The following is a 24496-nucleotide window of genomic DNA, read 5'->3' on the forward strand; positions in this document are numbered from 1 at the left end:
GTTATGATACTTTCTTCCGATCCCCTAAATCTTGCATTTCAATCAGTCTTTCGTTTCGTGCTGTGGATGCATAAATTGTTTAGCAGGCTGTTCTCGTTTTCTTGATTCTAATAAGTCTGTGTTTTCTGCACTTGCCCAACCAATATCATTTGTTGGATGAACCCACTCGTCGCCTGCCATAACTGATGGATCAACATCATCCGACCAATTATTTAATGGAGAGTTAGGAGAGCTATACTTACTGTCCCCAATTACTACACCCTTTGAATTTACAAAAGGTTCTTCCATTTTAATGTCTGTCCCTTTAAAAGAAGGAAAATTTGAAATATGGGGTAAAGTATCATTCATTACCGGTGAATCAATTTCAGTTTTCTCATTTTTTCTATTCATTATATATCACCTCTACTTACAAATTATTATTTGCTATTTAGTAAATTCAATACAAAAAGGACAATATCCAAAATGAATATTGTTCTCACGCTTTTGAAAAACAATCTTGTCAATTAATTACCAAATATTCGTTAAAGGAGTATAGTGATGTTGATTTCCACTACAGGGTGCTCGCTTTCCATGGGGCGAGATTCTTTAGCCTCCTCGGCAAGCCTGCGGGGTCTCAGCCTTCCCGCTTATCCCATAGGAGTCGAGCAACCTTTCGTTCCAATCAAATTATTCATAAAAAAATGTATACACTAAAAAAACAATCTAATATCCTTTACTTAGAGTAAAATTACAGTTTAATAATCAGTCTGATGTTGTATTAATATCGAATAACAAATTCTAGAATTTGTTGGTATAGCAAAACCACTCAGGTACATTAAACATTTAATCATAAATAAATCATCAAAAAATGATATTTTATGTTCAATAATAGTCACTGAATATGTACTCGTTTGATTAAAAAATGTTATAAAGGGGTTTACCATATTTGTATATGTTAATTTGCATAAGTAGAATTTGAATTTGACTTTTGGGTATATGTTTTAGTTAATAAAAAGACAATTCTTTAAAATGAGAATTATTTTGATTTAGAGATTAATTCTTATATTTGAAGAGTTGATTGGAACGAAGGGATGCTCGACTCCTATGGGAGATGCAGGAAGGGTGAGACCCCGCAGGAACGAGGAGGCTCAGCTCATGCCCCATGGAAAGCGAGCATCCCGTAGTGGAAATCAACAAGAAATTCTTATTTAATTGACAACTTCTTTTTTTTTAAAAAGCATAAAGGACAATATCCAAAATGAATATTGTCCTCTTTTACTTATGCTTCAATTGTAAAAAATGAAGGCGATAATGTTTTAGGTGAGAAATAAACTAGCATCGCATAATTACCAGTTCTATATTCTCCAGTTAGTAAGAAATGTTCGATATCAAATGAAAGAGATTCAATCATTGTATGCTTATAAATTTCTTTTTCATTTAAATTAAGTGAAATAAAATCTGAACCTAAATATTCAGGATTTTCGATAATTCGTTTATAAAGATCCTTCGCAAAATCATGGTTTGTAACTTCGTCCCACCAAGGTTTACGCGGTTTATATTTATGATTTAGGTAATAATCAATTTTCATAATATCTTTAACAATCGTATCGTTTTTAATTTTATAATGAGTTAAAAACTCATTCAGACGCTTAAATAAATCTTCAAGCTGATGGCCGATTCTTGACCAACCGCGTTCTTCCCAATAAGAACCAAATAATTGGAAGAAATCAAATGGACTTTCAAACTCATTTTTAATTAAATATTCAATTGTACTATTTGTTCGATGGTCATTCCAATATTTTTCGAGTACGTCTTCAACTTGCTTAATTTTCACAATATCATCGAATGATAGTACATTATTACTTAATATTTCATACGGGGCATAATCCATATAAACATAATCATGTTCATGCGCTCTTAATCGTACTCCAGTGCCTCTTAGCATTTTTAAAAACCCTAGTTGCAGCTCTTCTGGTCTTAAAGCAAAAACGTCATTGAATGTTTGTCGAAATGAATTGTAATCCTCTTCTGGTAAACCAGCAATTAAATCTAAATGCTGATCTATTTTTTCGCCATCTCGTACAAGTGTGACGGTTCTGCAAAGCTTTTCAAAGTTTTGTCTTCTCATAACTAGTTCGTTTGTAGCATCATTTGTAGATTGAACGCCTATTTCAAATCGGAATAAGCCTTTAGGAGCATTTTGATTTAAAAATTCGATGACTTCTGGTCGCATAATATCACCAGTAATTTCAAACTGGAATACTGTTCCTTCCACATGTTCGTCAATTAAAAATTGGAACATATCCATTGCATAACTACGACTGATGTTAAAAGTTCTGTCTACGAATTTAAATACTTTCGCTCCATTTGCCATAAGATAACGAATATCATCTTTGATAACCTCTCGATTAAAATATCGAACCCCAACTTCAATAGAAGATAAACAAAACTGGCAATTAAACGGGCAACCTCGGCTTGTTTCAATATATTGAATTCTTTTACTTAGAAATGGTAAATCTTCTTTAAATCGATAAGGCGATGGAATAGATGTTAAGTCTAATTTTTCTGTTTGTGGTTTAATGATATTTTTTCCTTCATCTCGATAACCAATGCCATTTATGGAAGTAAAATCATTTCCGTTTTCAATAGCTTTAATTAATTTCTTAACAGTAATTTCTCCTTCACCAATTGTGATGATGTCAATTTCCTTTACGCGATCTAACCAATAATTCACATCATAGCTTACTTCTGGTCCGCCAACAAAAATAATAACGGAAGGATCAATTTTTTTATACATACGGATGACTTCAATTGTTTGTTCGATATTCCAAATATAGCAGCTAAAACCAAGTATTTTCGGCTTACGTTTATATAAGTCTGTAATGATGTTAAGACTTGGGTCTTTAATCGTATATTCTGCAAGCTCTATATCATATTCAGGCTGAGCATACGCTTTAATGTATCGAATACCCAAATTAGTATGGATATATTTTGCATTTAATGTTGCTAAAACAATGTTCATTTATATACCTCGTTCTAAATTATTATCGATTTATTTTATCATAAAATATTGAGATTACTAAATTTTCAAAAGCGAAATAGAAAATGAATGAAGTAAAGAAGCAATACAAATATCAAATTACTTATTTATTAGGGTAATTTAGTGCCTCTAATATACTTTCCTCCTAAGTGATTTCGTCTAACTGAAACTTGCCAGATTTTATAGTAGATTTTCATCACCTTTTTTATAAAAAGACATATGATTTACTAAATACAAAAAAGTTTCCCTAGGGAAAGAAAGGAAAAGCAATATGAGTAAAAAAGTTTTATTTTTCACTTATTTGTGTAATAAAATAGGTGTGCTGTCAAATCAGGATGTAAAAAAAGTATTAAATCATTAATTACTATCAAAAATGGATAAATGTTGTAGAAAATTGATGATTGTTCATTTACTTAGAACTATTGACAATGAAGACCGACACATGACATAATTTTATTAAATAGTATGAATAGTTTGAATTTTTAACGGTGTCCAAATAGATAGTCTAAATAAGTGGAGGTGTAAATATGAGTTTATTTTTAGAACAGTGGAAAAAGCTTGCGAATATTAAATGTGATTTGGCTAAAAGAGATTGGTTTTATGGTACGAGTGGAAATTTGTCTATGAAAATTTCAGATGATCCATTATTATTTCTTGTAACAGCGGATGAGAAGGATAAGAGAGCACGCTGTGATGAAGAATTTATAGTAGTTAATAATCTTGGTGAACCAGTATTTGATACGGTATTAAAGCCATCACTTGAAACATTGGTTCATGCAAATATTTACGAAAAAACATCTGCTACTTGTGTGCTCCATGTACATACTGTAGATAATAATGTTATTTCTGAACTATTTGGTGATGAAGGGCAGGTAGAACTTGAAAATAATGAAATGGTTCATATATTAACAAGTTCTTATTTTGAAAATAAAATAATAGTTCCAATCATTGAGAATGCACAAGACATGGAAACTTTTAAACGTGCATATACTCCATTTTTAACAAAGGATTTTGGGGCTGTTCTTGTTAGAAATCACGGGATTACAGTTTGGGGAAGAAGTCCACTAGAAACGAAAAAGTGGCTAGAAGGAATTGAATTTTTAATAAGTTATAAAGTAAAACTAATGATGATTCAAGGTCATAAAATAAAAGCAGGCAACTAAATAGAAGAAAAAAAGCTAAAATAGTAGTGGTAAATAAATTCCATTACATTTTAGCTTTTTTATTTTATAATAAAAATATACTATTTTTTAAAAGTGATCATTTCTAGTTGGTTTTGCTAAATAAAATTTTTTTAGAGTATACTGTATAGAAAGAAAGTGATCATTACTATTTGTACAAAGCTACGTTTAAAAAACTTTAGATAAAAGATACCGATAGAAACTCACTTAAATCAAAATTAATTATTTTAAGCAGGATTTAATAAAAAGTCGTCTAATTTATAAGTAAGAACGATAGAAAAAAGCGCTATTTCATAAAAAAAATAAACCTACTAGGTAATTTTGCTTAGTAGGTTTCATATTGTATCTATTTTAAATAATTTAGATAGAATGAATAATAGAAATTAATTCGATTATGAATGAAAAAGGTTTGTTAAAAAACATCCTGTAGAAGGGAATCAGTCTAATGAATGAATATCAACTCAGCCGTTTATTATTATCTATTTCATTAAAAAGGGAAGAAATGGTATTTTTTGCGGAAACTAAAGGGCTAAACGAACATTTAACCTTAAAGGCCAGTCAAGAATTGGACGAGTTAATTATTTCATACCAAAAAAAATTGCTATCGGAATTAAATAAGTCATTTTCATTGAAATAATCTTAAGTTTGATTAATAAGTGTACAATAATAATATAGAATGAGTTATGTAAAAGAAATTGAAGGGGTTTTATTATGGAAGAGACAAATAGAAAAGATATAGAGCTATCTTTAAAGCTATTTATTGTTTTATCGCGAGCTCATAGAAAGATAAATGATTCTGCAAACAAATCAATTGCCAGTTTTAATTTAAATCCAACTGAATTTGCAGTGCTTGAGCTCTTGTATCATAAAGGAAATCAACCACTTCAACATATTGGAGAAAAAATATTAATTGCTAGTGGTAGTATTACTTATGTTGTAGATAAACTTGAAAAAAAAGGTCTAGTTTATCGAAATCCTTGTAGTGCAGATCGTCGTGTAATTTATGCAGAAATAACTGAAAGTGGAAATAAACTGATGGAAGAAATATTTCCAATGCACGAAGAATTTTTACATGAGCAAATGAGTGATCTATCTAATGAAGAAAAAAATTTCTTAATTCACTTATTGAAGAAAATTGGATACCATGGGTCTAACTAAAAAGCTCTCATTTGATGGGGCTTTTTTTACGTTGTTAAAAACTATCTTTTCTATTAATTACCGAATTTTCGTAAAAGGAGGTTTAATGAGGTTGATTTCCATTACAGGATGCTCGCTTTCCATGGGGCGAGACCTGAGCCTCCTCGGCAAGCCTGTGGGGTCTCATCCTTCCCGCTAATCCCATAGGAGTCGAGCATCCCTCCATTCCAATCAACTTATTCATCAAAAAAAGTCTACAATAAAAACCTAATCAAGTAGCCTTTACTTAGAGTAACTTAAACATAAGAATTGTTTTTTAAACCATTTTATAGGTCAATTTAGAACGAACTTTTTTTTATAAACCAATCAAATGAACTTGTTATTCAAAAAACTAGATTATATTTTTAACTTCTGAAAAAAATCTTTCCTAGTGTTTGTTGGAAAAATAAAATTGCTCGAACATATTAACATTTAATAATTCTAATAGATTATCTTAAAATGTAAATTTAATCATCAATAATGATCATATAATCTCCGTTTTCTCTATTCACCATTTCCAACACTCTTAAAAAGCTCTTATGTGACGGAGCTTTTTTATTTTCAAATTTAAATTTTTTATTAAACAACTATTTATCTAGTAAAAACTAGTATCTCTGCAATTATATTGGTAGATTCTAAGTGAATAATTTTTAAATTTTCAGAAATTTATTTAGATTTAGGTTTTTTTACAGGAAGATTTTATATATAATAGCAATATCACAAAAAATGGAGGGATTAACATGGGTTTTCAAGATTACCAGTATTCTAGACCAAATATTAAGAACTTTGGAGAACAGTTTAAACGTTCACTACAAAATTTTTATGATGCTTCAACGGTCTATGAACAAGAATTAGCAATGAATGAAATCAATGATTTAAGAAATGAATTTTCAACAATGGAAAATTTATGTGCAGTTCGCCATTCAGTTGATACAAACGATAAGTTTTATGAGGATGAGCAAGCATTTTTTGATGAGAACACTCCAATTGTTCAATCATATGGGCAACAATATTATAAAGCATTAATCGGTTCTCCGTTTAGAGAGCAACTTGAAGAAAAATATGGCCAGCAATTATTTGCTTTAGCTGAATGTGAAGTGAAAATTCTAAGTGAAGAAGTAATTCCGGATTTACAGGAAGAAAATAAACTAACGACTGAATACGCTAAGTTAGTAGCGGCTGCTAAACTTCCGTTTTATGGTGAAGTGAAAACGTTAGCACAAATTTCAGCACATTTTGAGGATAAAGATCGAGAGGTTAGAAAGACAGCTTACGATACATACTTTGGATACTTCTCGGAGAATCAAGATAAATTTGATGAGATTTACGATAAATTAGTAAAAATCCGAACTCGTATTGCAAACAAACTTGGTTTCTCAAACTTTATTGAACTAGGATATGCTCGTATGATGAGAACGGATTACGATGCAAATGATGTTAAGAAGTTTAGAGAGCAAGTTCTTGAAACAATTGTTCCAATTGCTACCGAATTAAGAGAACGACAAGCAAATCGAATCGGTGTAGAACAACTTTATTACTATGACGATAAATTCGAATTTGTAACTGGTAATGCAACACCAAAAGGTAATCCTGAATGGATTATTGAGAATGGTAAAAAAATGTATGATGAATTATCGAATGAAACAAGTGAATTTTTCAATTTTATGTTAAAAGAAAATTTACTAGACTTAGTTGCAAAGGAAGGAAAACAAGGTGGGGGATATTGTACTTATATTCCAAACTATAAAGCTCCTTTTATTTTCTCGAATTTCAATGGAACATCTGGTGACATTGACGTATTAACACATGAAGCTGGTCATGCATTCCAGGTTTATGAAAGTCGTAAATTTGAAACACCTGAGTATAACTGGCCAACTTTTGAGGCGTGTGAGATTCATTCAATGAGTATGGAATTTTTCACATGGCCTTGGCAAGAAGAATTCTTTAAGGAAGATACGCAAAAATATTATTTTACACATTTAAGTAGTGCAATTACATTTATTAGTTATGGTGTGGCAGTAGATGAATTCCAACATGAAATCTACGCAAATCCAGACCTAACACCTGAGGAACGTCACGGACTTTGGAAGAGCATTGAAGAAAAGTATTTACCTCATCGAGCAAATGATGGAAATAGTTATTTAGAAAAGGGTGGTTTATGGCAAAGACAAGGGCATATTTACCAATCACCATTCTATTATATTGACTATACATTAGCTCAAATTTGTGCATTACAATTTTGGAATAAAATGCATGAAGACCGAAATTCAGCGTGGTCCGATTATGTTGGACTTTGCCAATTAGGGGGAAGTAAATCATTTTTAGGCTTAGTAAAAGAGGCTAAACTTGAATCTCCATTTAATGATGGCTGTATTGAACAAACACTAGAACCTGTTAGAAAATGGCTAGCAGGAGTTAACGATCAAAATTTATAAGGATTTACTCCGACTTTTTAAAAGTCGGAGTTTTTATTTTGGCTAGAAATGAAGAGGAAAGGATTCTTAGCCCGATAAAGGACAATTAAAGATGAAAGCAAAAAGAGAAAGGATTAACCTTTCTCTTCAAATTAATTATTAACTACTTTAGCAGTTTCCTCAGAATTAGTATGCTTTTTTGTTCTTTTGGTAAAGAACAATTCATATACAACCGGAATAAATACTAGTGTTAATAAGGTCGATGAAGTTAAACCACCAATTACTGTTATAGCTAATCCTTTCGAAATAAGTGTACCACTAGACTTTGTTAATGCTAAAGGTAATAAAGCAGCTATTGTCGCAAATGCGGTCATTAATATAGGTCTTAGACGTGTTTTACCTCCCTCGATAATCGCTTGGCGAAGAGGTAATCTTTTTTGTTCTATATTTTGGCCAATTCGATCGACTAGTACGATTGCATTTGTTGTCACAATCCCAATTAACATTAGTAAACCAATCATTACACTAATTGAAAGCGGTTCGCCTGCTAGGAATAGTGCAACGAATGAACCGATTGGTACAAATACCAATGCTGATAAAATAATAAATGGAATTCGAGCTTTTCCAAAAGTAATTAACATCGTTAAATAAACTAATCCGATTGCAACTCCCATCGCAACACCTAAGTCTTTAAATGTTTGTGTAGTATCATCACTACCGCCGCCACCTTTTAAAGTTACATCAGATGGTAAGTCTACATCTTTTTTCACATCATTGATTACTTCATTTGTTACTTTTGCAATGTCTTTTCCTTTTATTTGAGCAGAAACCTTCGCAAATACTTTGCCATCTAATTTTTGAATGGCAGAATATGTTTCAACGGCTTTAACTTCGGCTACATCTGATAATTTAATTGGTCCTAATTTACCAAGCAATTTAATATTTTTAATATCCTCTACGGATTGGAGTTCTTTATTATAAGTTAATTGCACATTTTGGTCTTTACCATCGATTTTTAATGTTCCCATATTGACAGGATTTGTTTGGTCTGCAACTAAACCTAAGATCATGCCAGCGGATAGACCGTTTTCAGATACTTTTTTCTCATCAACTGAAACAATAACTTGTTTTTGTTTTTCAGAGAAATTATTCGTAACATATTTTAAGTGATCATTCTTTTTCATATAATCTTCAACTTTTTTTGCACTTTCTTGAAGTGCAACTAAGTTATTAGAATATAAATTGATGTCAACATTATTATTTGATGGTGGACCACCAGAAGAGTTTTCTTGTAATCCTACTTTAGCACCTTGAACTTCTGAAGCTGCTACTTTCTCCATTTTACTTTTTGTATCTTTAATAAATTGATCAACATCTGCACTTTGTTTTAAATTAATAAAATAACTAGCTTTATTCTCAGTTTTTAGGCCAGTCATAAAGTCACGGCTACCAACACCAGTAGAAACTTCTTTCACTTGTTTCATATTTAAGAACATCTTTTCCATTTTTAATGAAACTTCATTTGTTTTTTCTAATGATGTAGAGGATGGCAGTTCTAATGAAGCAATGATTGATCGTGAAGATTCATTTGGAATAAATGTAAAACCAAGTCTACCTACTAAAGAGAAAGAACCTGCAAGTAATACAACAGCTAGTATAATGATAATCCATTTGCGATTTAATGATTTTTTAATCACTTTACCATACCAAACTTGAATTTTTTCTTCTTTTTCTTCAGGTGGTACTTTTTTAAATGCATAGCGACCTAAAATTGGAACGATCGTAATCGAAACTAACAATGAAGCAAGTAAAGAAAAAACAATTGTTAAAGCAAATGGTAGGAATATTTTACTAGTAAATCCACCTACAACACCTAAAGGTAAGAAAACGACAATTGTAGTAATAGTAGAAGATGTGACTGCTTTTAATATTTCTTTTGTTGAAGATAAAATTAAATTATTTGAAATGCCTTCTTTTGATTTACGTATTCTTCGGAAAATATTTTCAATTACAACGATACTATCGTCCACTACGCGCCCTACTGCAACTGCCATACCACCTAGGGTCATAATATTTAATGTTATATCTAATTTAAGCAAGAAAATCGATGTAATTAATAATGATAAAGGTATCGATATAATAGCAATAAATGTAGCTCTGAAATTACGTAAGAAAATCAATACTGCTAAAGAGGCGAATAATGCGCCTAATAAACCTTCTTTAATTAAAGATTCAACGGATGAATTTACGCCTTCAGCAGAACTATAACCCACTTTATATGAAATTTCATTTTTGTACTTATCTAATACGTTAATTACTTTGTCAGCTACTTCAACTGTATTTGCATCTTGCTTCTTCGTTATTGCCATTGAAATAGCATCATTTTCGTTATAACGAATTAATTCATCTTTCGAATCTACTGATTCAATTTTAGCGATTTCTCCTAATGAAACTTTCGGAGTTTGAGCATTTTGATTTTGCGCGGTAGAAGTAAAAGATGCAGGCTGTAATTCTAAATCCTTTAGTTTTTGCAGTGTATCTAATTTTTCTTCGACCCGAATTGGAATTTTAATATCGCCATCAGTTATTTTTCCAGCAGGGAAGGATAGGAATTTTGCATTAATTTGATCTTTTATACTTGATAAAGAAAGCCCAAAATTTGCAACTTTTTGCTTATCAACTTCGATTAATAGGGAAGTAGTTTTTCCTCCACCTATCGAAACGCTGTTTACACCTTCAATTTTATTTAAAGCTGGTACGATTTCGTCATTTAAAGTTTTTTCGATATTTGAACCATCTTTTGAAAACATAGAGAGATAATAAATAGGGAATGATCCAAACGAAAAACGGTCTACCGTTGTTGTTACATTTTCAGGTAATCCAGCATCCTTTAATGTTGTATTTATTTGTTGTTCAACTTTATCCATATCCGTATTAAATGGAAATTCTAAATTAATAACAGAAACGCTTTCAAAAGAAGAACTTGAAAGTGTCTTTATACCTTCGATTGATTTAAATGAATTTTCAAGTTTTGTTGTAATCTGCTCATTTATATCATCTGGTGCTGTACCAGGATAAACAACTTGAACAGAGATTGCTGGAAATTCGATATTTGGAAGCTCTTCAACTTTTAATTTTGAATAAGAATATAATCCTCCAAATATTAATAAAAACGAAATAATAAATATTGCTACAGAGTTTTTTAAACTAAATTTAGTTAAAAAGTTCATTAACTACCTTCCTTTCCATAGATAGTGATAAAGTGATAAATATGTATAGTGTGAATTTTCAATCTTTTGATGGCGTTTTTTCTCTCATTCAAGATAAAGCTCTTAAAACTTTATACGATTTTCTTGCTTAATCCTTCTAAAAATAATTAACATAGATTTTCATTTTTTGTGAAATGATAAGATGGCAAGAAATTGATTAATTTTAGGAGGTGTGAAAATGACAAAATCAAAAAAAGAAAAGGAACGATTTTGGAATGAAAGAAAGTCGAACCATCAGCCACATGATAAAGTAAAATCGTTTAAAGAATTGGACAAAGAAACAAAATAGCCATCTCCTTTACTAAAGAGTGAATGGTACAAGATTTTTTTCGTGAAGATCACTTATCACATTTTCATTTGTAATCATAAAAAAAAGTCCCGTGATATACACGGGACCTGAGACTGATTTGGTAAAAAATTCTAATGAAATTTTAATAGAATCGAAATCTATGTAGTTCGAACCTTTTAAAATATGAATATAAGCAGAATCTACTATTTTTAAACTATTCTGCTGTTCTTACTATTTTATAATTTTTATGGTTTACGACTGTTAGCGGTTCCATTTCTAAATCTCTGAAGTTTTCCATTATGGATATGTCAACAATGACAGAATTTTTATTAACTTTTTGTACTCTACCTTTCAACCCCTGTTTAAACTCAATGATATTTCCTGCTTCTGCAATTTTCATGAGCGTATCTCCTAACAAAGTTTTGACTTGACACCTTCTATAATGCATGAAAACGGTTTAAAGGTAAAGAGAAAATTTAAATTTTTTTACAATTTTGTCTTTTTTCATAAGAAATTATGTTTAAAAACCTTTTGAAAGGCAAAAATGGTTGTAGTACTTTCAGGAGGTTAGTTTGTTGAAAGAATGGTTTGATGAGTTTGAAGTAGAAATTTCAAATGAAATTAAAAATTTGGTTAGTAGTAATACGCTTATAGGTGATCCGATTTTATTTTTTGAAAACATTATTTTAGTACCATTTTTTGAAATGATTTTAGCGCTAGGCGAAGCTCATTCATCATACGAGTTTGCGAGTATTGGAACAGGAATAGAAGTAATTCCTAAAGCATTTTTAGTTTTAAAAGATGGGAAAAGTGAAGTGATTTTAGTAAATAATAAAAATATGAATTTAGCTGTTACAGAAAAAATTCTTGATGTAACGATTTAGTTTCCATTAAGTACATTCTTTGTTAATGTTAGGATTGAAGTTTATTTCTTGTAGCAATCAAAAAAACGATCAAAATAATAAAGGGTGATTATATGGAACAAAATGAATTTATCAATTTGATTGATCAGTTAGTTAAAGGTGAGATTTCAGAAATTAGCGTTACAAAAGATGATTTTTTAGCATTTAGACAAATAATCGTTAATCGAGATGACTTTAAGCACTTCCGTGGAATCGCTCAGCATGGAGGCCATGTAATTTATACTTACTTAGAAGAAGCGAGAAGTTAACTGTTTTTATTAAATTCTAAAGTCAAAATAATATTATTTTAATCGTGTACTCATTAAAAGTTTGCGAAAAAAAAAAGTTTTTTTAGCTTTTTTTCTTATTTCGCAAGGTGTTAATGAGTACTTTTTTTGTGAAAATGTTATGACCTCATTTGACAAAAAAATCGTTTTACACTTTATTGCACTCTTCTCCATAATTTGTTAAATTTCATATATTGTTTTATTTCGAGACATATTGTCGAAATGTTTATTTTTTAAATTCAGTACCTATATGTTGTGTTTGTTCTAAAAAGGTAATACAATATGTAGGTATATAATATAAGTATTTTCAATATTCTTACATATTAACGAGGGTGATAATATGGTGATAGTTTACAGTTCAATGACTGGCAATGTTAAGCGATTTGTCAATAAAGTTAGAATGCCGTCAATCCAAATAAAAGATGGACTAAAAATTGAAGTACCGTATATTCTCGTAACCTATACTACAGGATTTGGTAACGTACCTGAAAACGTAAGTACTTTTTTGAAGAGTAATTCGAAGTATTTAAAAGCAGTCAGTGCAAGTGGTAATAAAAACTGGGGAGATTCTTTTGCAGCAAGTGCAGATAAAATAGCATCAGACTATCAAGTTCCAGTGTTATCAAAGTTTGAACTGTCAGGGACAAGTCGAGATGTACAATATTTTATTGAGGGAGTGGAAAAGCTTGAGACATATTGAGCTGAATAATGAATTGACGATTAAAAAAGATGGTTTTTTTGATCTCGCAAAAGATAAAGAAGCGCTTCTTTGTTTCTTAAAAGAAGTTGAAGATAAAAAGATTCAGTTTTCTTCTTTAAAAGAACGCTTAAACTATATGATTCAAGAAAACTACTATTATAATGTTGAGATGGATTACTCCTTTGATGAAATAGAAAAATTATATGAGTTAGTATACAATGCAGGTTTCACTTTTCAATCATATATGGCCGCATCAAAGTTCTTTAAAGATTACGCATTAAAAACAAATGATGGAAAGAATTACTTAGAAGGTTATGAAGATCGAATTGCGATCGTTGCACTATATTTAGGAAGAGGCAATATTGAAAAAGCATTGAAATTAGCAAAAATGATGATTCAACAAAACTATCAGCCTGCTACTCCAACTTTCTTAAATGCTGGAAGAAGTAGAAGAGGCGAATTGGTGTCATGTTTCTTATTAGAAATGGACGATAGTTTAAATTCAATAGGATTTCAAATTAATACAGCAATGCAATTGTCAAAAATCGGCGGTGGTGTTGCACTAAATCTATCAAAACTTAGAGCACGTGGAGAGCAAATTAAAGAAATTGATAACGCTGCAAGTGGTGTTGTTCCTGTTATGAAGCTATTAGAAGATTCATTTTCATATGCTAACCAGCTTGGACAACGTAAAGGTGCTGGTGCATCATATTTAAATATTTTCCACTGGGACGTAGTTGAATTTCTTGATACAAAAAAAATCAATGCCGATGAGAAGAGTAGAATTCAATCACTATCAATCGGTTTAATTGTTCCAAATAAATTCTTTGAACTAGCAGAAAAAAATGAACCATTCTATGTATTCGCACCATATACAGTGTATAAAGAATATGGAATTCATTTAGATGATTTTGATATAGATGAAAGATATGAAGAATTATTAAATAATGAGCGAGTTAAAAAGAAAAAACTAGATTTAAGTGCACGTGATCTTTTAGTAAAAATTGCTGCGATTCAGTTAGAATCTGGTTATCCATATTTAATGTATAAAAGTAATGCTAATAAGCAACATGCATTAAAGGATATTGGCGAAATTAAAATGTCTAATTTGTGTACAGAAATTTTTCAACTACAAGAAACATCAGTCATCAATAACTATGGTGAAGAAGATCAAATCAAACGTGATGTCAATTGTAATTTAGGATCATTAAATATCGTAAACGTAATGGAAAATAAAGCGATCAGAGAATCTGTACATGTTGGAATTGAGGCATTAACAGCTGTAACAGATATGACGGAAATAGAGAATGCACCTACAGTGAAAAAGGCAAATGAAGAACTTCATTCGGTTGGTCTAGGTGCAATGAATTTGCATGGATTTTTAGCGAAAAATGGAATTTCATATGAAAGTGTTGAGGCTAAAGATTTTGCGAATACATTCTTTATGATGGTAAACTTTTATTCTATTGAAAAAAGTATGCTAATCGCTAAAGAAACTGGTAAAACATTTAAGGATTTTGAAAAGAGTGAATATGCTAAAGGTACTTATTTTGAAAAGTATACTTCAAAATCATTTGAACCTAAAACAGATAAGGTAAATGAATTATTTAATGGGATCTATATCCCGAATGAATTTGACTGGGTTACATTAAGTAAGCAAGTACAAGCGTATGGATTATATAACAGCTATCGTTTAGCAATCGCGCCTACACAATCGATTAGCTACATTCAAAATGCTACTTCATCGGTGATGCCGATTGTAAATGTGATTGAATCTAGAACGTACGCAAATTCAACAACTTATTATCCGATGCCATATTTATCAAAAAATAGTTTCTGGTATTATAAATCAGCTTATGATATTAACCAATTTAAGTTAATCGACTTAATTGCTGAAATTCAGCAACATGTCGATCAAGGTATTAGTACAATCCTTTATGTAAACAGTGATATCTCAACGCGAGAGCTTGCTAGATACTATATTTATGCTAATAAAAAAGGATTAAAGAGTTTATATTACACACGTACTCGTAAATTAAGTGTTGAAGAATGTATTAGTTGTTCAGTATAAAAAGTAGTATTGGACTTTAGTATAGAAGGAGTTCAATAGTCTAAATTGAAATCTAAAATAAATTACTTAATGATCTAAAATGAAAAGCTCGAATATAGAATGCATTATGCATATTGTTCTATATCATCGAGCTTTCTTTATGATTAGGGGGAAATATGAATGAAAGCTGTTAACTGGAATAAAAAAGAAGATGATTTTAGTTTAGTGTTTTGGAAGCAAAATCTATCGCAGTTTTGGACTGAAGAAGAAATTGTCGTTTCATCTGATAAAAATACTTGGAATACATTATCAAAAGAGGAACAATCAGCATTTAAAAAGGTTTTAGGTGGTCTAACATTATTAGATACAAAGCAAGGCGGGGAAGGTATGCCTTTAATCTTAGTTCATCTTAAAAATTTACAAGCAAAAAGTGTACTAGCTTTCATGGGTGCGATGGAAGAAGTACATGCGAAAAGCTATTCGCATATTTTTACAACTCTTGCTACAGAAGATGAAATTGAAGATTTATTTAAATGGGTGGACAAGCATCCAATTTTAACTAAAAAATCGGAATTAATTTCTTCATATTATTTAAATTTATTAAAGCGTGATGTTTCGGATGAAGAGTTATACATGGCAATGGTTGCAAGTGTATTTTTAGAAAGTTACTTATTTTATAGTGGGTTTTTCTTCCCATTATACTTAGCCGGTCAAGGGAAAATGACTGCTAGTGGTGAGATTATTAATCTAATTTTACGAGATGAAAGTATTCACGGTGTATTTGTAGGACTATTAGCACAACAAATATATGACCAATTTACTGATGAACAAAAAACTCGACTTTACAATGAAACAATGTCATTATTAGTTCAATTATATGAAATTGAGTTACAATATACAGAAGAAATTTATTCTCCAATAGGTTTAGTAGATGAAGTTAATAAGTTTATTCGATATAATGCAAACAAAGCGTTAATGAACTTAGGTTTTGATTATTATTTTGATGAAGAAGATATCAATCCAATTGTTTTAAATGGTTTAAAAACGGATACTAAAAATCATGATTTCTTTTCTGTTAAAGGTAATGGGTATGTAAAAGCAGTTACAGTGGAAAAATTAACAGATGAGGATTTTGTCTTTGAATTTTAAATGTAAGGAAGTATGTAAATGAAAGCACTTGTTTTTAGAGAATTTGGTCAATCAGACGTATTAAAATACGAAGAAATAGCAACACCTAAAATTTCAAAAGATGAAGTATTAGTTGAAATGAAGGCTGTAGGTGTTAATTTCGCAGATATCTATCGTCGTAAAGGAAATTATCATTTAGCAGGCGATCCTCCATATATTTTAGGGTATGAAGGCTCTGGAATTATTACCGAAGTCGGTTCGGATGTAACGGACTATAAAGTAGGAGATCGCGTAGCGTTTGCAGATGTTCCTTTTTCAAATGCAGAATATGTAGCTGCAAAGGAATCTCATATTGTTCCAATTCCAGATGAAATTAATTTTGAAATTGCGGCGTCAATTATGCTACAAGGGTTAACTGCACATTATTTAATTAATGATAGTTATAAAATAAAATCAGGTGATGTTGCACTTGTTCATGCAGTCGCAGGTGGTGTTGGTCAATTATTGACTCAAATGATTCTTTTAAAAGGTGGAGAGGTAATCGGATTAACTTCATCACAAGAAAAAAGGGAAAAAGCTTTATCAATCGGTGCGAAAGAAGTATTTTTATATACTGATAATTGGGTTTCACAAATAAAAGAGTTTACAAAAGAAAAAAATGGTGTAGATGTTGTATATGAATCAGTAGGATCGACAATAATGGATAGCTTTGAAGCAACAAAAGTTCACGGTACAGTTGTATTTTATGGAATGGCTGGAGGGGATCCAGTTCATATTGATCCTAGAATGCTAATGGATACTTCAAAAACACTAACTGGTGGAGACTTGTGGAATGTTCTAATTTCAAAAGAAGAGAGACTACGTAGAAGTAATGAGCTATTTAATTGGATCGCAACTAAACAATTAATCGTACAACAACCTACTGTGTTTCCTTTAAAAGATGGTAAGCTTGCTCATGATCTATTAGAAAGTAGAAAATCAACTGGGAAAATCATATTATCTGTTTAATAAAAAGACCAAAACTTTGATGTTTTGGTCTTTTTCACGCTGTTGAAAAACAACTTTGTCAATTAAATTACCAAATTTTCGTAAAAGGAGTAAAGTGATGTTGATTTCCACTACAGGATACTCGCTTCCATGGGGCGAGATTCTTTAGCCTCCTCGGCAAGCCTGCGGGGTCTTTAGCCTTCCCGCTAATCCCATAGGAGTCGAGCACCCCTTTAGTTCCAATCAACTTATTCATCAAAAAAAAGTCTAATATAAATTCTAATCAAATAGCCTTTACTTAGAGTAAACTACCAGTTGTTTTATTAAACAGTTAGTAGGTCAATTACTATCGAACATAACTTATTTGAACCTGGTTTTTCTAACAATTAGCCTTAAATATCTTTCCTTCTCAAGAATGAACAATTACAATTATTGGTTGATATTATAAAACTGCTTAAACATATTAGCATTAAAAACCATTAATAGAGCATTTCTCGTTAAATAAATTTTGATTTACCATCCGTTTTACCAATTAATCATTTTATATTTCAACACTCTGAAAAAAATTATTTAATTGGTAATATAATTGTAAAAGTAGTTCCATTATTATCGCTCTTTACGCATATAGTACCGTTATGATTTTGGATTAGTTTTTTAGTTAAAGGTAAACCTAGTCCAGTACCTTCATCTTTAGTTGAGAAGAACGGATCAAATATATATGGTAAATCGGAAGGTGGAATTCCTGATCCATCATCTTTTAATGCGATATAAATAAAATCCTTATCAATATAAGTTGAAATGATAATTGTAAGCAGACCATCTTTTTTTGCATCTAATGCATTATGAAATAAATTTAAAATAACTTGTACAAGTTGGTTTTTATCAAAGAAAATATGTGCTCCTATTAATTCCTCAGATAGGTAGTATTCAATATTAACATTATTTAAAACAGTCTCGCTAAATAATAGTTGTTTTATGTGATTCGATAAAAAATCATTGATATTAATAGGCTCTGGTTTATAGTTGGCATTCTTTGTAATCGATAAAAAGTCAGTAATGATTCCATTTGCTCTATCTAATTCTGGAATCAATAAATCATTAAACAATTGTTTATATTGAGGTGGAGCTTCTTCTTGCAAGAATTGTAAATAACCTCTAACAGTTGTAAGTGGATTGCGGACTTCATGGGCTATACCTGCAGCAATTCTACCTGACATTGCTAGCTTTTCAGAATCCCTTGCCTCGTTTAAATTATGAAATACACCAATTACTCTTGAAATTTCTCCATTGATATCACGAATGATGCGGGTATTGATAATGCCATAGTTAATATTTAAAATTTCCTTATTATAAAATTCTTCACCTGAATAAAGTGTTTGTAGTAAACAAATGTCTTTATCGTCTATTTTTAATAAATTTCTAATATGCCGTCCGATTAATTCGTATTTAGTAATTTTAAAATCAATTGCAACTTGTTGGTTATATAGCGTGATGATCCCATCTTTATCGATAAATACTATGTGATGCGGTAAAGCATCGTAGATGGATTGCAAAGTTCTTCGACTATTAGATAAAAAGTTAGAGAATTTAGTATGTAATGGAATTGTTTCATTATTTGTATTACATAAACTTGTATTTCTAGTTAAATGATTTGAATTGGATAATTCACGAGTTTCATTTGAAAATATAGATCCGGAAGTTATTGAATTTAAAATTGTTTCATACGATTTTACTTTTTCTTCAAGCTCGGTTATTTTATTCTTTAATTCTTGTACTGTCTCGTTAATCATTTACACTATACTCCAATTTCTACTAAAATAAGATTATACTGTAGTCATTATATCAAACTAATTCGTTTATTTTAATGAAAATTAGAAATAATTAATTAGTAATGAAAGAACTAGTGGGAGAGAAGTATGGAAATAAAAATTGGAGTTACTGGGTGGGGCGATCATGATAGTTTATACCCAGATCGGATTCACTCTTCAAAAAAATTGAGACAATATTGTATGCATTTTCCAATTGTTGAAATTGATTCTTCCTATTATAGTATTATGCCACAATCAAACTATCAAAAATGGGTAAATCAAACAACAGCTGACTTTTCATTTATCGTTAAAGCGTATGGTGGAATCACAGGCCATTCAAGGCAAAACTATTCTAAAGAGGAACAAATTTTACTGTTGACGCCATTTTTGGAATCAATCCAGCCTTTAATTGAAGCGAATAAATTAAAAGGTATATTATTTCAGTTTCCACCATGGTTTAATTGTAAAAAAGAAAATGTTGAATTATTAAGAACTTTGAAAAGTAAACTAAAAGGTCTTCCTGCAATTTTAGAATTTCGTAATCAGACATGGTTCTATCCTACGTTTTATGAGCAAACGTTGAAGTTTATGGAGGATGAAGGATGGATTCATTCAATTTGTGATGAGCCACAAGCGGGTAATGGAAGTATACCTATCGTATTACATCCTACGAATCCAAATTTAACTTTAATCCGTTTCCATGGTCGAAATGAATACGGATGGAATCATAATGGACAAGATAATTGGCGTGAAGTACGTTATTTATATCGATATAATGAAGAAGAATTATACGAATGGGTAGAACGAATTGAACAGTTATCAAAAAACACAAAAGAAATTTGTATACTGTTTAATAATAACTCTGGTGGAGATGCAGCGGATAATGCTAAACAATTAATGAAGCTGCTAGGTATTGAATTTGGACCATCCTCAACCGAGCAGCTTGAATTATTTTAATTAGATTTTCGTAAAAGAGTTATGCAGCAAACATTAATAAGTAGGAATGCAACAAATGCCAACATTGGAATTGTAATGAATCCAAACCAATTTAAATAATCGCCAGTACAAGGGACCGGACCACACTGGGTTGCTGTTTCCTTCAGTGCAGGAACTTTTTGAATTAAAATATGATAGATTGAAATACACATACCTATTAATGATAAAGGTAAAACATAAATAACATCTTTTATTTTATTTTTATAAAAAGCGATTCCTAATATAAAAACGATTGGGTACATAAAAATTCGCTGATACCAGCATAATGAACAAGGTGTCCAATGATTAATTACTGAAAATGATAAACTACCTAGTGTTGCAATAATACTTACAATCCAGGTGAAAAATAAAATTGATTGCTGTTTCTTCATTCCTTACCATCCTTAATTTGATTTTCGATATAGCTATTGTACCTTTGAATGGAGGAAAAGTGGTATTAAAACGTCGTTTGGTCACTAATTTTTTAGAAATTTAAATTTTAGGTATTAAAGAGCCCGGAAAGAGAATATTCTGGGCTTTTTTTATTTTGATAAAAAGTATATTTTAAAAGCTAAAAAACCTGAGATCATAATCCCAGGTTTTTTTAAATCTATTGAGCGATTGCTGCATCTAATGCGATGACAATCATGTCATTAAAAGTAGTTTGTCTTTCCTGTGCAGATGTTTCTTCACCAGTGAAGATATGATCACTTACAGTTAAAACAGTAAGTGCATCTACATTATGTTTTGCTGCGATTGTGTATAATGCAGTAGTTTCCATTTCTACAGCAAGAACTCCATAATTAGCTAATTTTTCATACATGTCCATATTATCTCGATAGAAAAGATCTGAAGTTAAAATATTTCCTACTTTAACATTTAACCCTTTATTCACTGCACCATCATACGCTTTCTTTAATAAATCAAAGCTAGCACATGGAGAATAATCGAAACCAGGGAATGTTTGACGATTCATATTTGAATCTGTACAAGTCGTCATCGCAATAATGACATCACGAATTTTTACATCTTTTTGAAGTCCACCACATGTACCAACGCGTATCAAAGTTTTTACACCATAACTATTAATCAGTTCATTTACATAAATACCGATTGAAGGTACTCCCATTCCAGTACCTTGAACGGAAATTTTTTGGCCTTTATATGTACCAGTAAATCCAAGCATTCCACGTACATCATTATAACAAACAACATCCTCTAAAAATGTTTCCGCGATATATTTTGCTCTTAATGGGTCCCCAGGTAATAGAATTTTATCAGCAATTGCACCTTGTTCGGCACCAATATGTATACTCATTTAATGTTCCTCCTTAAAACTATGTGTAAATAGCCCATCCATTATCAGTATGTTAGTTTCTACATTTAAATAAAAAACATTCTTATTTGTATGCTACTTAAAGGAAAAAGTAAGATGGACGTAGTACATATTAAATATAGAAATATTCATAGACAAAATTAACCAATACAGATAATTCATGGCGAATTTTAATTATTGCACAGGTGATAAAATAATGAAAGAGTTTACAATTAAATTCCAGCTTTCTTAAAATAACTAAAAATAATTAATTATATCTAGTTAAGGGAGAATGATCTATGAAATCTCGTTTTATAGCAGCTCTATGTATAGCTATATTAATTATTCTATTAATTAGCAATCGCCTAGTTAATCATAGTATATTATCAAGTGGTAGCCAGGTTAGCCAACTAAAAGTTCAAAAGGTAAAATGGAATCTTACGACTAAAAAAAAATCACAGGAAGTAACCGTAACCTCTAGAACTTTAAATGTGTTACAACGTGAAAAAATCAGAATATTTATTACGACAGATCAATTAAAATCTTATAAAGTCATTGAACCAGTATATAATGGAAGTAATCAATTTACATTTAAATATTCCTTTAAGAAAGACACTCCATATTATGTTAGTATATTTTTAAATAACCAAACGCTTGATACAAAAATATTCCAAAAACAAAAGGACAGAAAAGAAGAAGTTTTTCCGACAGCTATTTTAACGAAAAAGACTGATGATTATAGAGTATCCCTACTATATACTTCAATTCTTCCAAAAACTAAGAGTAAAATTACCTTTGATTTTGATCAATTTAATAAACGTTCTAAATTTACAGATCAGCAATTTTATATTATGAATGAAGAAGGAACATATTTTAAGTTAATTCGTAATTCTAATAATCATTCAAAAGTAAACTATGAACTTGATTTACCTGAAGCAGGTATGTATAAAATATTTTATGAATTTAAATTAAATGACGAGCAAAAATCATTTGATTTTATTTTAGACGTAAAAGACAAAGACAGCTAAGGAGTAGGAAATGCATAATTTATTAATGAATTCAAAAGTATTAGTTTTTGATTTAGATGGTACTTTGTATGATGGTACTGAGCACTACGATTACTATGCGAAATTATTAACTAATGAAATAAGTTTAGAAAAGCGTGATTCTTTTTTAAAGGATTATAAAAAAATAAAAGATTATGACCATGCATTAACAATTGGAAAAATTTATGACTCAGAAAATGATTTAATCATATCGTTAGATCCAATTACATTAAAGCCAATACAAGTATTTACATGGGAAGGGCAGCTACTTTCTAAAGACGAACTTCCAGAGAATTATCTTGAAAAGATTAATTATGAATTACCATATATCCCAGTAGGTGATGGTTGGTGGATTCCTTTAGTAGCAAGTTATCACTACGGTGCAAGAGACGTATATCACTGTTATGATAGAACAAAAGAATATATGGCAACAAAAGAGTTTAATATTCCATATATAAGAGGATTAAAAGAGGCTTTAGAAAAAGTTAAGGATTCAAAAAAATTAGTATTGTTAACGAACTCTGATCGAGAAGATGTAACTAGATTATTGAAGTTACTTAATTTAAATGATTTATTTCATCTAGAAATTACGGATGGTAAGAAGCCATTAGAAACAGAAAACCATTTTAAAAATATCATGAATAAGTTCAATGTTATGCCACATGAAATTGTATCAATCGGTGATAATTTCATTAATGAAATTTCACCTGCTTTAAAATTAGGTATGCACGGAGTTTATATTACAAATCAAACGACTATACAAGTTAGTGACTCCTTATTAGTAGTAAAAAAGCTAGAGGAAGTATTTGAGTAACTAAAAAAAACTGTAAGCGAAAAATTGCTTACAGTTTTTTGTTTGCATTGGACTGAATTTTAACACTGATTTGAATCACAATTTCAATTTGAAGTATACTCAATATCCAACTTATTTTTATGTGCATCATACATACTTTTGAAATGGCTATGAGAAAATATTGTTAGGAGGAAGTGTGAATGAACAAAAATCGAAAACGATACTCTCTCATATTTTCTATCTTTATTTTTTTTACTGCTTTTTTTAGTAATAACTTAAATAGTGAAGCAAGAACAACAAATTACGGCTATATTACTCACCCGTTATTAATTTATTTTTTTGATGTAGGTCAAGGAGATAGCATGGTTATGATTTTACCCAATGGTAAGACTGTACTGATCGATGGAGGAGATGTTGAACATGGAGGAGTCGTTATAAAAAAACTGAGACGACTACATATAAATGTGATAGATCTATTAGTCAGTACGCATCCAGATATCGATCATATTGGTGGGTTATTAAAAGTAATGAATAAAGTTAAGATAACAAAAATATTGGATAGTGGAAAAAAATATAATTCACATTCTTATTATTTATATAAGAAAGAAGCGTACCAGAAGAATATTCCAATTAGTATCGCAAGGTTAAATGAAAAAGTAATGCTTGACCCTAATGTAGATATTACGGTTTTAAATAGCGGGAAAAAAACGTATACAAATAATAACAGTTCAATTGTATTGAAGGTTAAATATAATGACATTTCAATTTTATTAACTGGTGATATTGAAAGACAAACTGAAAAAAGATTAATTAAAAATGAGAATATCAATGCTCAAGTACTAAAAATTCCGCATCATGGATCATCAACATCAACTTCAGAAGCGTTTTTATTTGCTGTAAATCCTACAGTCGCAATCCTTTCATATGATAAATTTAACTTATTTGGTCATCCACATCGGTCAGTAATGAAGAGGTTAAATCATCTAGGAATTAAACAATATACAACGGACCAATACGGAGATATCGAATTATCAACAAATGGTCATAGTTTATATATAGAAAAAGAAGAAGTATTGGTAGATCCTTGAAGGACAGGAACCAATACTTCTTTATTTGTGACGTTTTTGTTAATTGTTCATAAGTAGTATAGACAACTA

At 30.4% G+C, this 24496-nt stretch carries 22 protein-coding genes; 15 read left to right on the forward strand and 7 right to left on the reverse strand.

The features are described from left to right. Window positions 1-42: 42 nt before the first annotated feature. Both BED47_RS22150 and BED47_RS22155 read right to left on the reverse strand, forming a co-directional pair. Window positions 43-390 carry a DUF3905 domain-containing protein gene (locus tag BED47_RS22150; protein WP_069035498.1) on the reverse strand — a complete coding sequence of 116 codons (348 nt, stop codon included), beginning with the start codon at window positions 388-390 and terminating at the stop codon, window positions 43-45. Window positions 391-1258: 868 nt separating this feature from the next. After that, window positions 1259-3001: a B12-binding domain-containing radical SAM protein gene (locus BED47_RS22155; protein ID WP_069035499.1), complete on the reverse strand. Its 1743-nt coding sequence runs from the start codon at window positions 2999-3001 to the stop codon at window positions 1259-1261. Window positions 3002-3546: 545 nt separating this feature from the next. On the opposite strand from BED47_RS22155, the gene mtnB reads away from it, so the two are divergent. The 4 genes from mtnB (at window position 3547) to BED47_RS22175 (ending at window position 7811) form a co-directional block, all read left to right on the forward strand. Further along, window positions 3547-4182 (forward strand): methylthioribulose 1-phosphate dehydratase, encoded by a 636-nt coding sequence (gene mtnB, locus BED47_RS22160; RefSeq protein ID WP_069035500.1) that lies wholly within the window; start codon window positions 3547-3549, stop codon window positions 4180-4182. Between the two features lie 463 nt (window positions 4183-4645). Then, complete coding sequence (locus tag BED47_RS22165; protein WP_025671755.1) at window positions 4646-4837, forward strand: aspartyl-phosphate phosphatase Spo0E family protein; 192 nt, start codon at window positions 4646-4648, stop codon at window positions 4835-4837. A 74-nt stretch (window positions 4838-4911) separates the two neighbouring features. Continuing rightward, window positions 4912-5358, forward strand: a complete 447-nt coding sequence (locus tag BED47_RS22170) for a MarR family winged helix-turn-helix transcriptional regulator (protein ID WP_025671754.1) — start codon at window positions 4912-4914, stop codon at window positions 5356-5358. 758 nt (window positions 5359-6116) lie between these two features. After that, window positions 6117-7811, forward strand: a complete 1695-nt coding sequence (locus BED47_RS22175; protein WP_069035501.1) for a M3 family oligoendopeptidase — start codon at window positions 6117-6119, stop codon at window positions 7809-7811. A 131-nt stretch (window positions 7812-7942) separates the two neighbouring features. Here the strand turns inward: BED47_RS22175 and BED47_RS22180 are convergent, their stop codons facing one another. Continuing rightward, complete coding sequence (locus tag BED47_RS22180) at window positions 7943-11020, reverse strand: efflux RND transporter permease subunit (protein WP_069035502.1); 3078 nt, start codon at window positions 11018-11020, stop codon at window positions 7943-7945. A gap of 217 nt (window positions 11021-11237) precedes the next feature. Here BED47_RS22180 and BED47_RS24265 point away from each other — a divergent pair, with 217 nt between their 5' ends. Beyond that, window positions 11238-11348, forward strand: a complete 111-nt coding sequence (locus tag BED47_RS24265; protein WP_235832784.1) for a DUF6254 family protein — start codon at window positions 11238-11240, stop codon at window positions 11346-11348. A 214-nt stretch (window positions 11349-11562) separates the two neighbouring features. Here BED47_RS24265 and BED47_RS22185 read toward each other — a convergent pair whose 3' ends face one another. After that, on the reverse strand, window positions 11563-11748 hold the full coding sequence (locus BED47_RS22185) for a YkvS family protein (protein ID WP_069035503.1): 186 nt from the start codon (window positions 11746-11748) through the stop codon (window positions 11563-11565). Window positions 11749-11923: 175 nt separating this feature from the next. Here BED47_RS22185 and BED47_RS22190 point away from each other — a divergent pair, with 175 nt between their 5' ends. The 6 genes from BED47_RS22190 to BED47_RS22215 all read left to right on the forward strand — a co-directional run bounded on the left by BED47_RS22190 (window position 11924) and on the right by BED47_RS22215 (window position 17423). After that, on the forward strand, window positions 11924-12232 hold the full coding sequence (locus BED47_RS22190) for a spore germination protein GerW family protein (protein ID WP_069035504.1): 309 nt from the start codon (window positions 11924-11926) through the stop codon (window positions 12230-12232). 92 nt (window positions 12233-12324) lie between these two features. Next, on the forward strand, window positions 12325-12519 hold the full coding sequence (locus BED47_RS22195) for a hypothetical protein (protein ID WP_069035505.1): 195 nt from the start codon (window positions 12325-12327) through the stop codon (window positions 12517-12519). A 358-nt stretch (window positions 12520-12877) separates the two neighbouring features. Then, window positions 12878-13237, forward strand: coding sequence for a class Ib ribonucleoside-diphosphate reductase assembly flavoprotein NrdI (gene nrdI, locus BED47_RS22200; RefSeq protein WP_069035506.1), 360 nt, complete (start codon window positions 12878-12880; stop codon window positions 13235-13237). Next, the gene (gene nrdE / locus BED47_RS22205) at window positions 13224-15308 is read left to right on the forward strand and encodes a class 1b ribonucleoside-diphosphate reductase subunit alpha (RefSeq protein ID WP_069035507.1); all 2085 of its coding nucleotides are present in this window, start codon (window positions 13224-13226) and stop codon (window positions 15306-15308) included. The genes nrdI and nrdE overlap by 14 nt, the downstream gene beginning before the upstream one ends. Before the next feature lie 159 nt (window positions 15309-15467). Continuing rightward, entirely contained in the window at window positions 15468-16436 is a 969-nt protein-coding gene (gene nrdF, locus BED47_RS22210) for a class 1b ribonucleoside-diphosphate reductase subunit beta (protein ID WP_069035508.1), read from the forward strand. 18 nt (window positions 16437-16454) lie between these two features. After that, window positions 16455-17423 (forward strand): quinone oxidoreductase family protein, encoded by a 969-nt coding sequence (locus BED47_RS22215; RefSeq protein WP_069035509.1) that lies wholly within the window; start codon window positions 16455-16457, stop codon window positions 17421-17423. Window positions 17424-17968: 545 nt separating this feature from the next. Here BED47_RS22215 and BED47_RS22220 read toward each other — a convergent pair. Then, window positions 17969-19192 carry a two-component system sensor histidine kinase NtrB gene (locus BED47_RS22220; RefSeq protein WP_069035510.1) on the reverse strand — a complete coding sequence of 408 codons (1224 nt, stop codon included), beginning with the start codon at window positions 19190-19192 and terminating at the stop codon, window positions 17969-17971. A gap of 126 nt (window positions 19193-19318) precedes the next feature. On the opposite strand from BED47_RS22220, the gene BED47_RS22225 reads away from it, so the two are divergent. Then, window positions 19319-20167 carry a DUF72 domain-containing protein gene (locus BED47_RS22225; protein ID WP_069035511.1) on the forward strand — a complete coding sequence of 283 codons (849 nt, stop codon included), beginning with the start codon at window positions 19319-19321 and terminating at the stop codon, window positions 20165-20167. On the opposite strand, the gene BED47_RS22230 is transcribed toward BED47_RS22225, so the two are convergent. After that, window positions 20164-20577 carry a disulfide oxidoreductase gene (locus tag BED47_RS22230; RefSeq protein ID WP_069035512.1) on the reverse strand — a complete coding sequence of 138 codons (414 nt, stop codon included), beginning with the start codon at window positions 20575-20577 and terminating at the stop codon, window positions 20164-20166. The genes BED47_RS22225 and BED47_RS22230 overlap by 4 nt on opposite strands. A gap of 218 nt (window positions 20578-20795) precedes the next feature. After that, complete coding sequence (gene deoD / locus BED47_RS22235) at window positions 20796-21503, reverse strand: purine-nucleoside phosphorylase (RefSeq protein ID WP_069035513.1); 708 nt, start codon at window positions 21501-21503, stop codon at window positions 20796-20798. 296 nt (window positions 21504-21799) lie between these two features. Here deoD and BED47_RS22240 point away from each other — a divergent pair, with 296 nt between their 5' ends. The 3 genes from BED47_RS22240 to BED47_RS22250 all read left to right on the forward strand — a co-directional run bounded on the left by BED47_RS22240 (window position 21800) and on the right by BED47_RS22250 (window position 24427). Next, on the forward strand, window positions 21800-22528 hold the full coding sequence (locus BED47_RS22240; protein ID WP_069035514.1) for a hypothetical protein: 729 nt from the start codon (window positions 21800-21802) through the stop codon (window positions 22526-22528). 10 nt (window positions 22529-22538) lie between these two features. After that, on the forward strand, window positions 22539-23360 hold the full coding sequence (locus BED47_RS22245) for an HAD family hydrolase (protein WP_069035515.1): 822 nt from the start codon (window positions 22539-22541) through the stop codon (window positions 23358-23360). Between the two features lie 179 nt (window positions 23361-23539). Then, window positions 23540-24427 carry a ComEC/Rec2 family competence protein gene (locus BED47_RS22250; RefSeq protein ID WP_084007040.1) on the forward strand — a complete coding sequence of 296 codons (888 nt, stop codon included), beginning with the start codon at window positions 23540-23542 and terminating at the stop codon, window positions 24425-24427. Window positions 24428-24496: the final 69 nt, after the last annotated feature.

The sequence above is a fragment of the Gottfriedia luciferensis genome (assembly GCF_001712755.1).
Taxonomy (GTDB): Bacteria; Bacillota; Bacilli; order Bacillales; family Bacillaceae_G; genus Gottfriedia; species Gottfriedia luciferensis_B.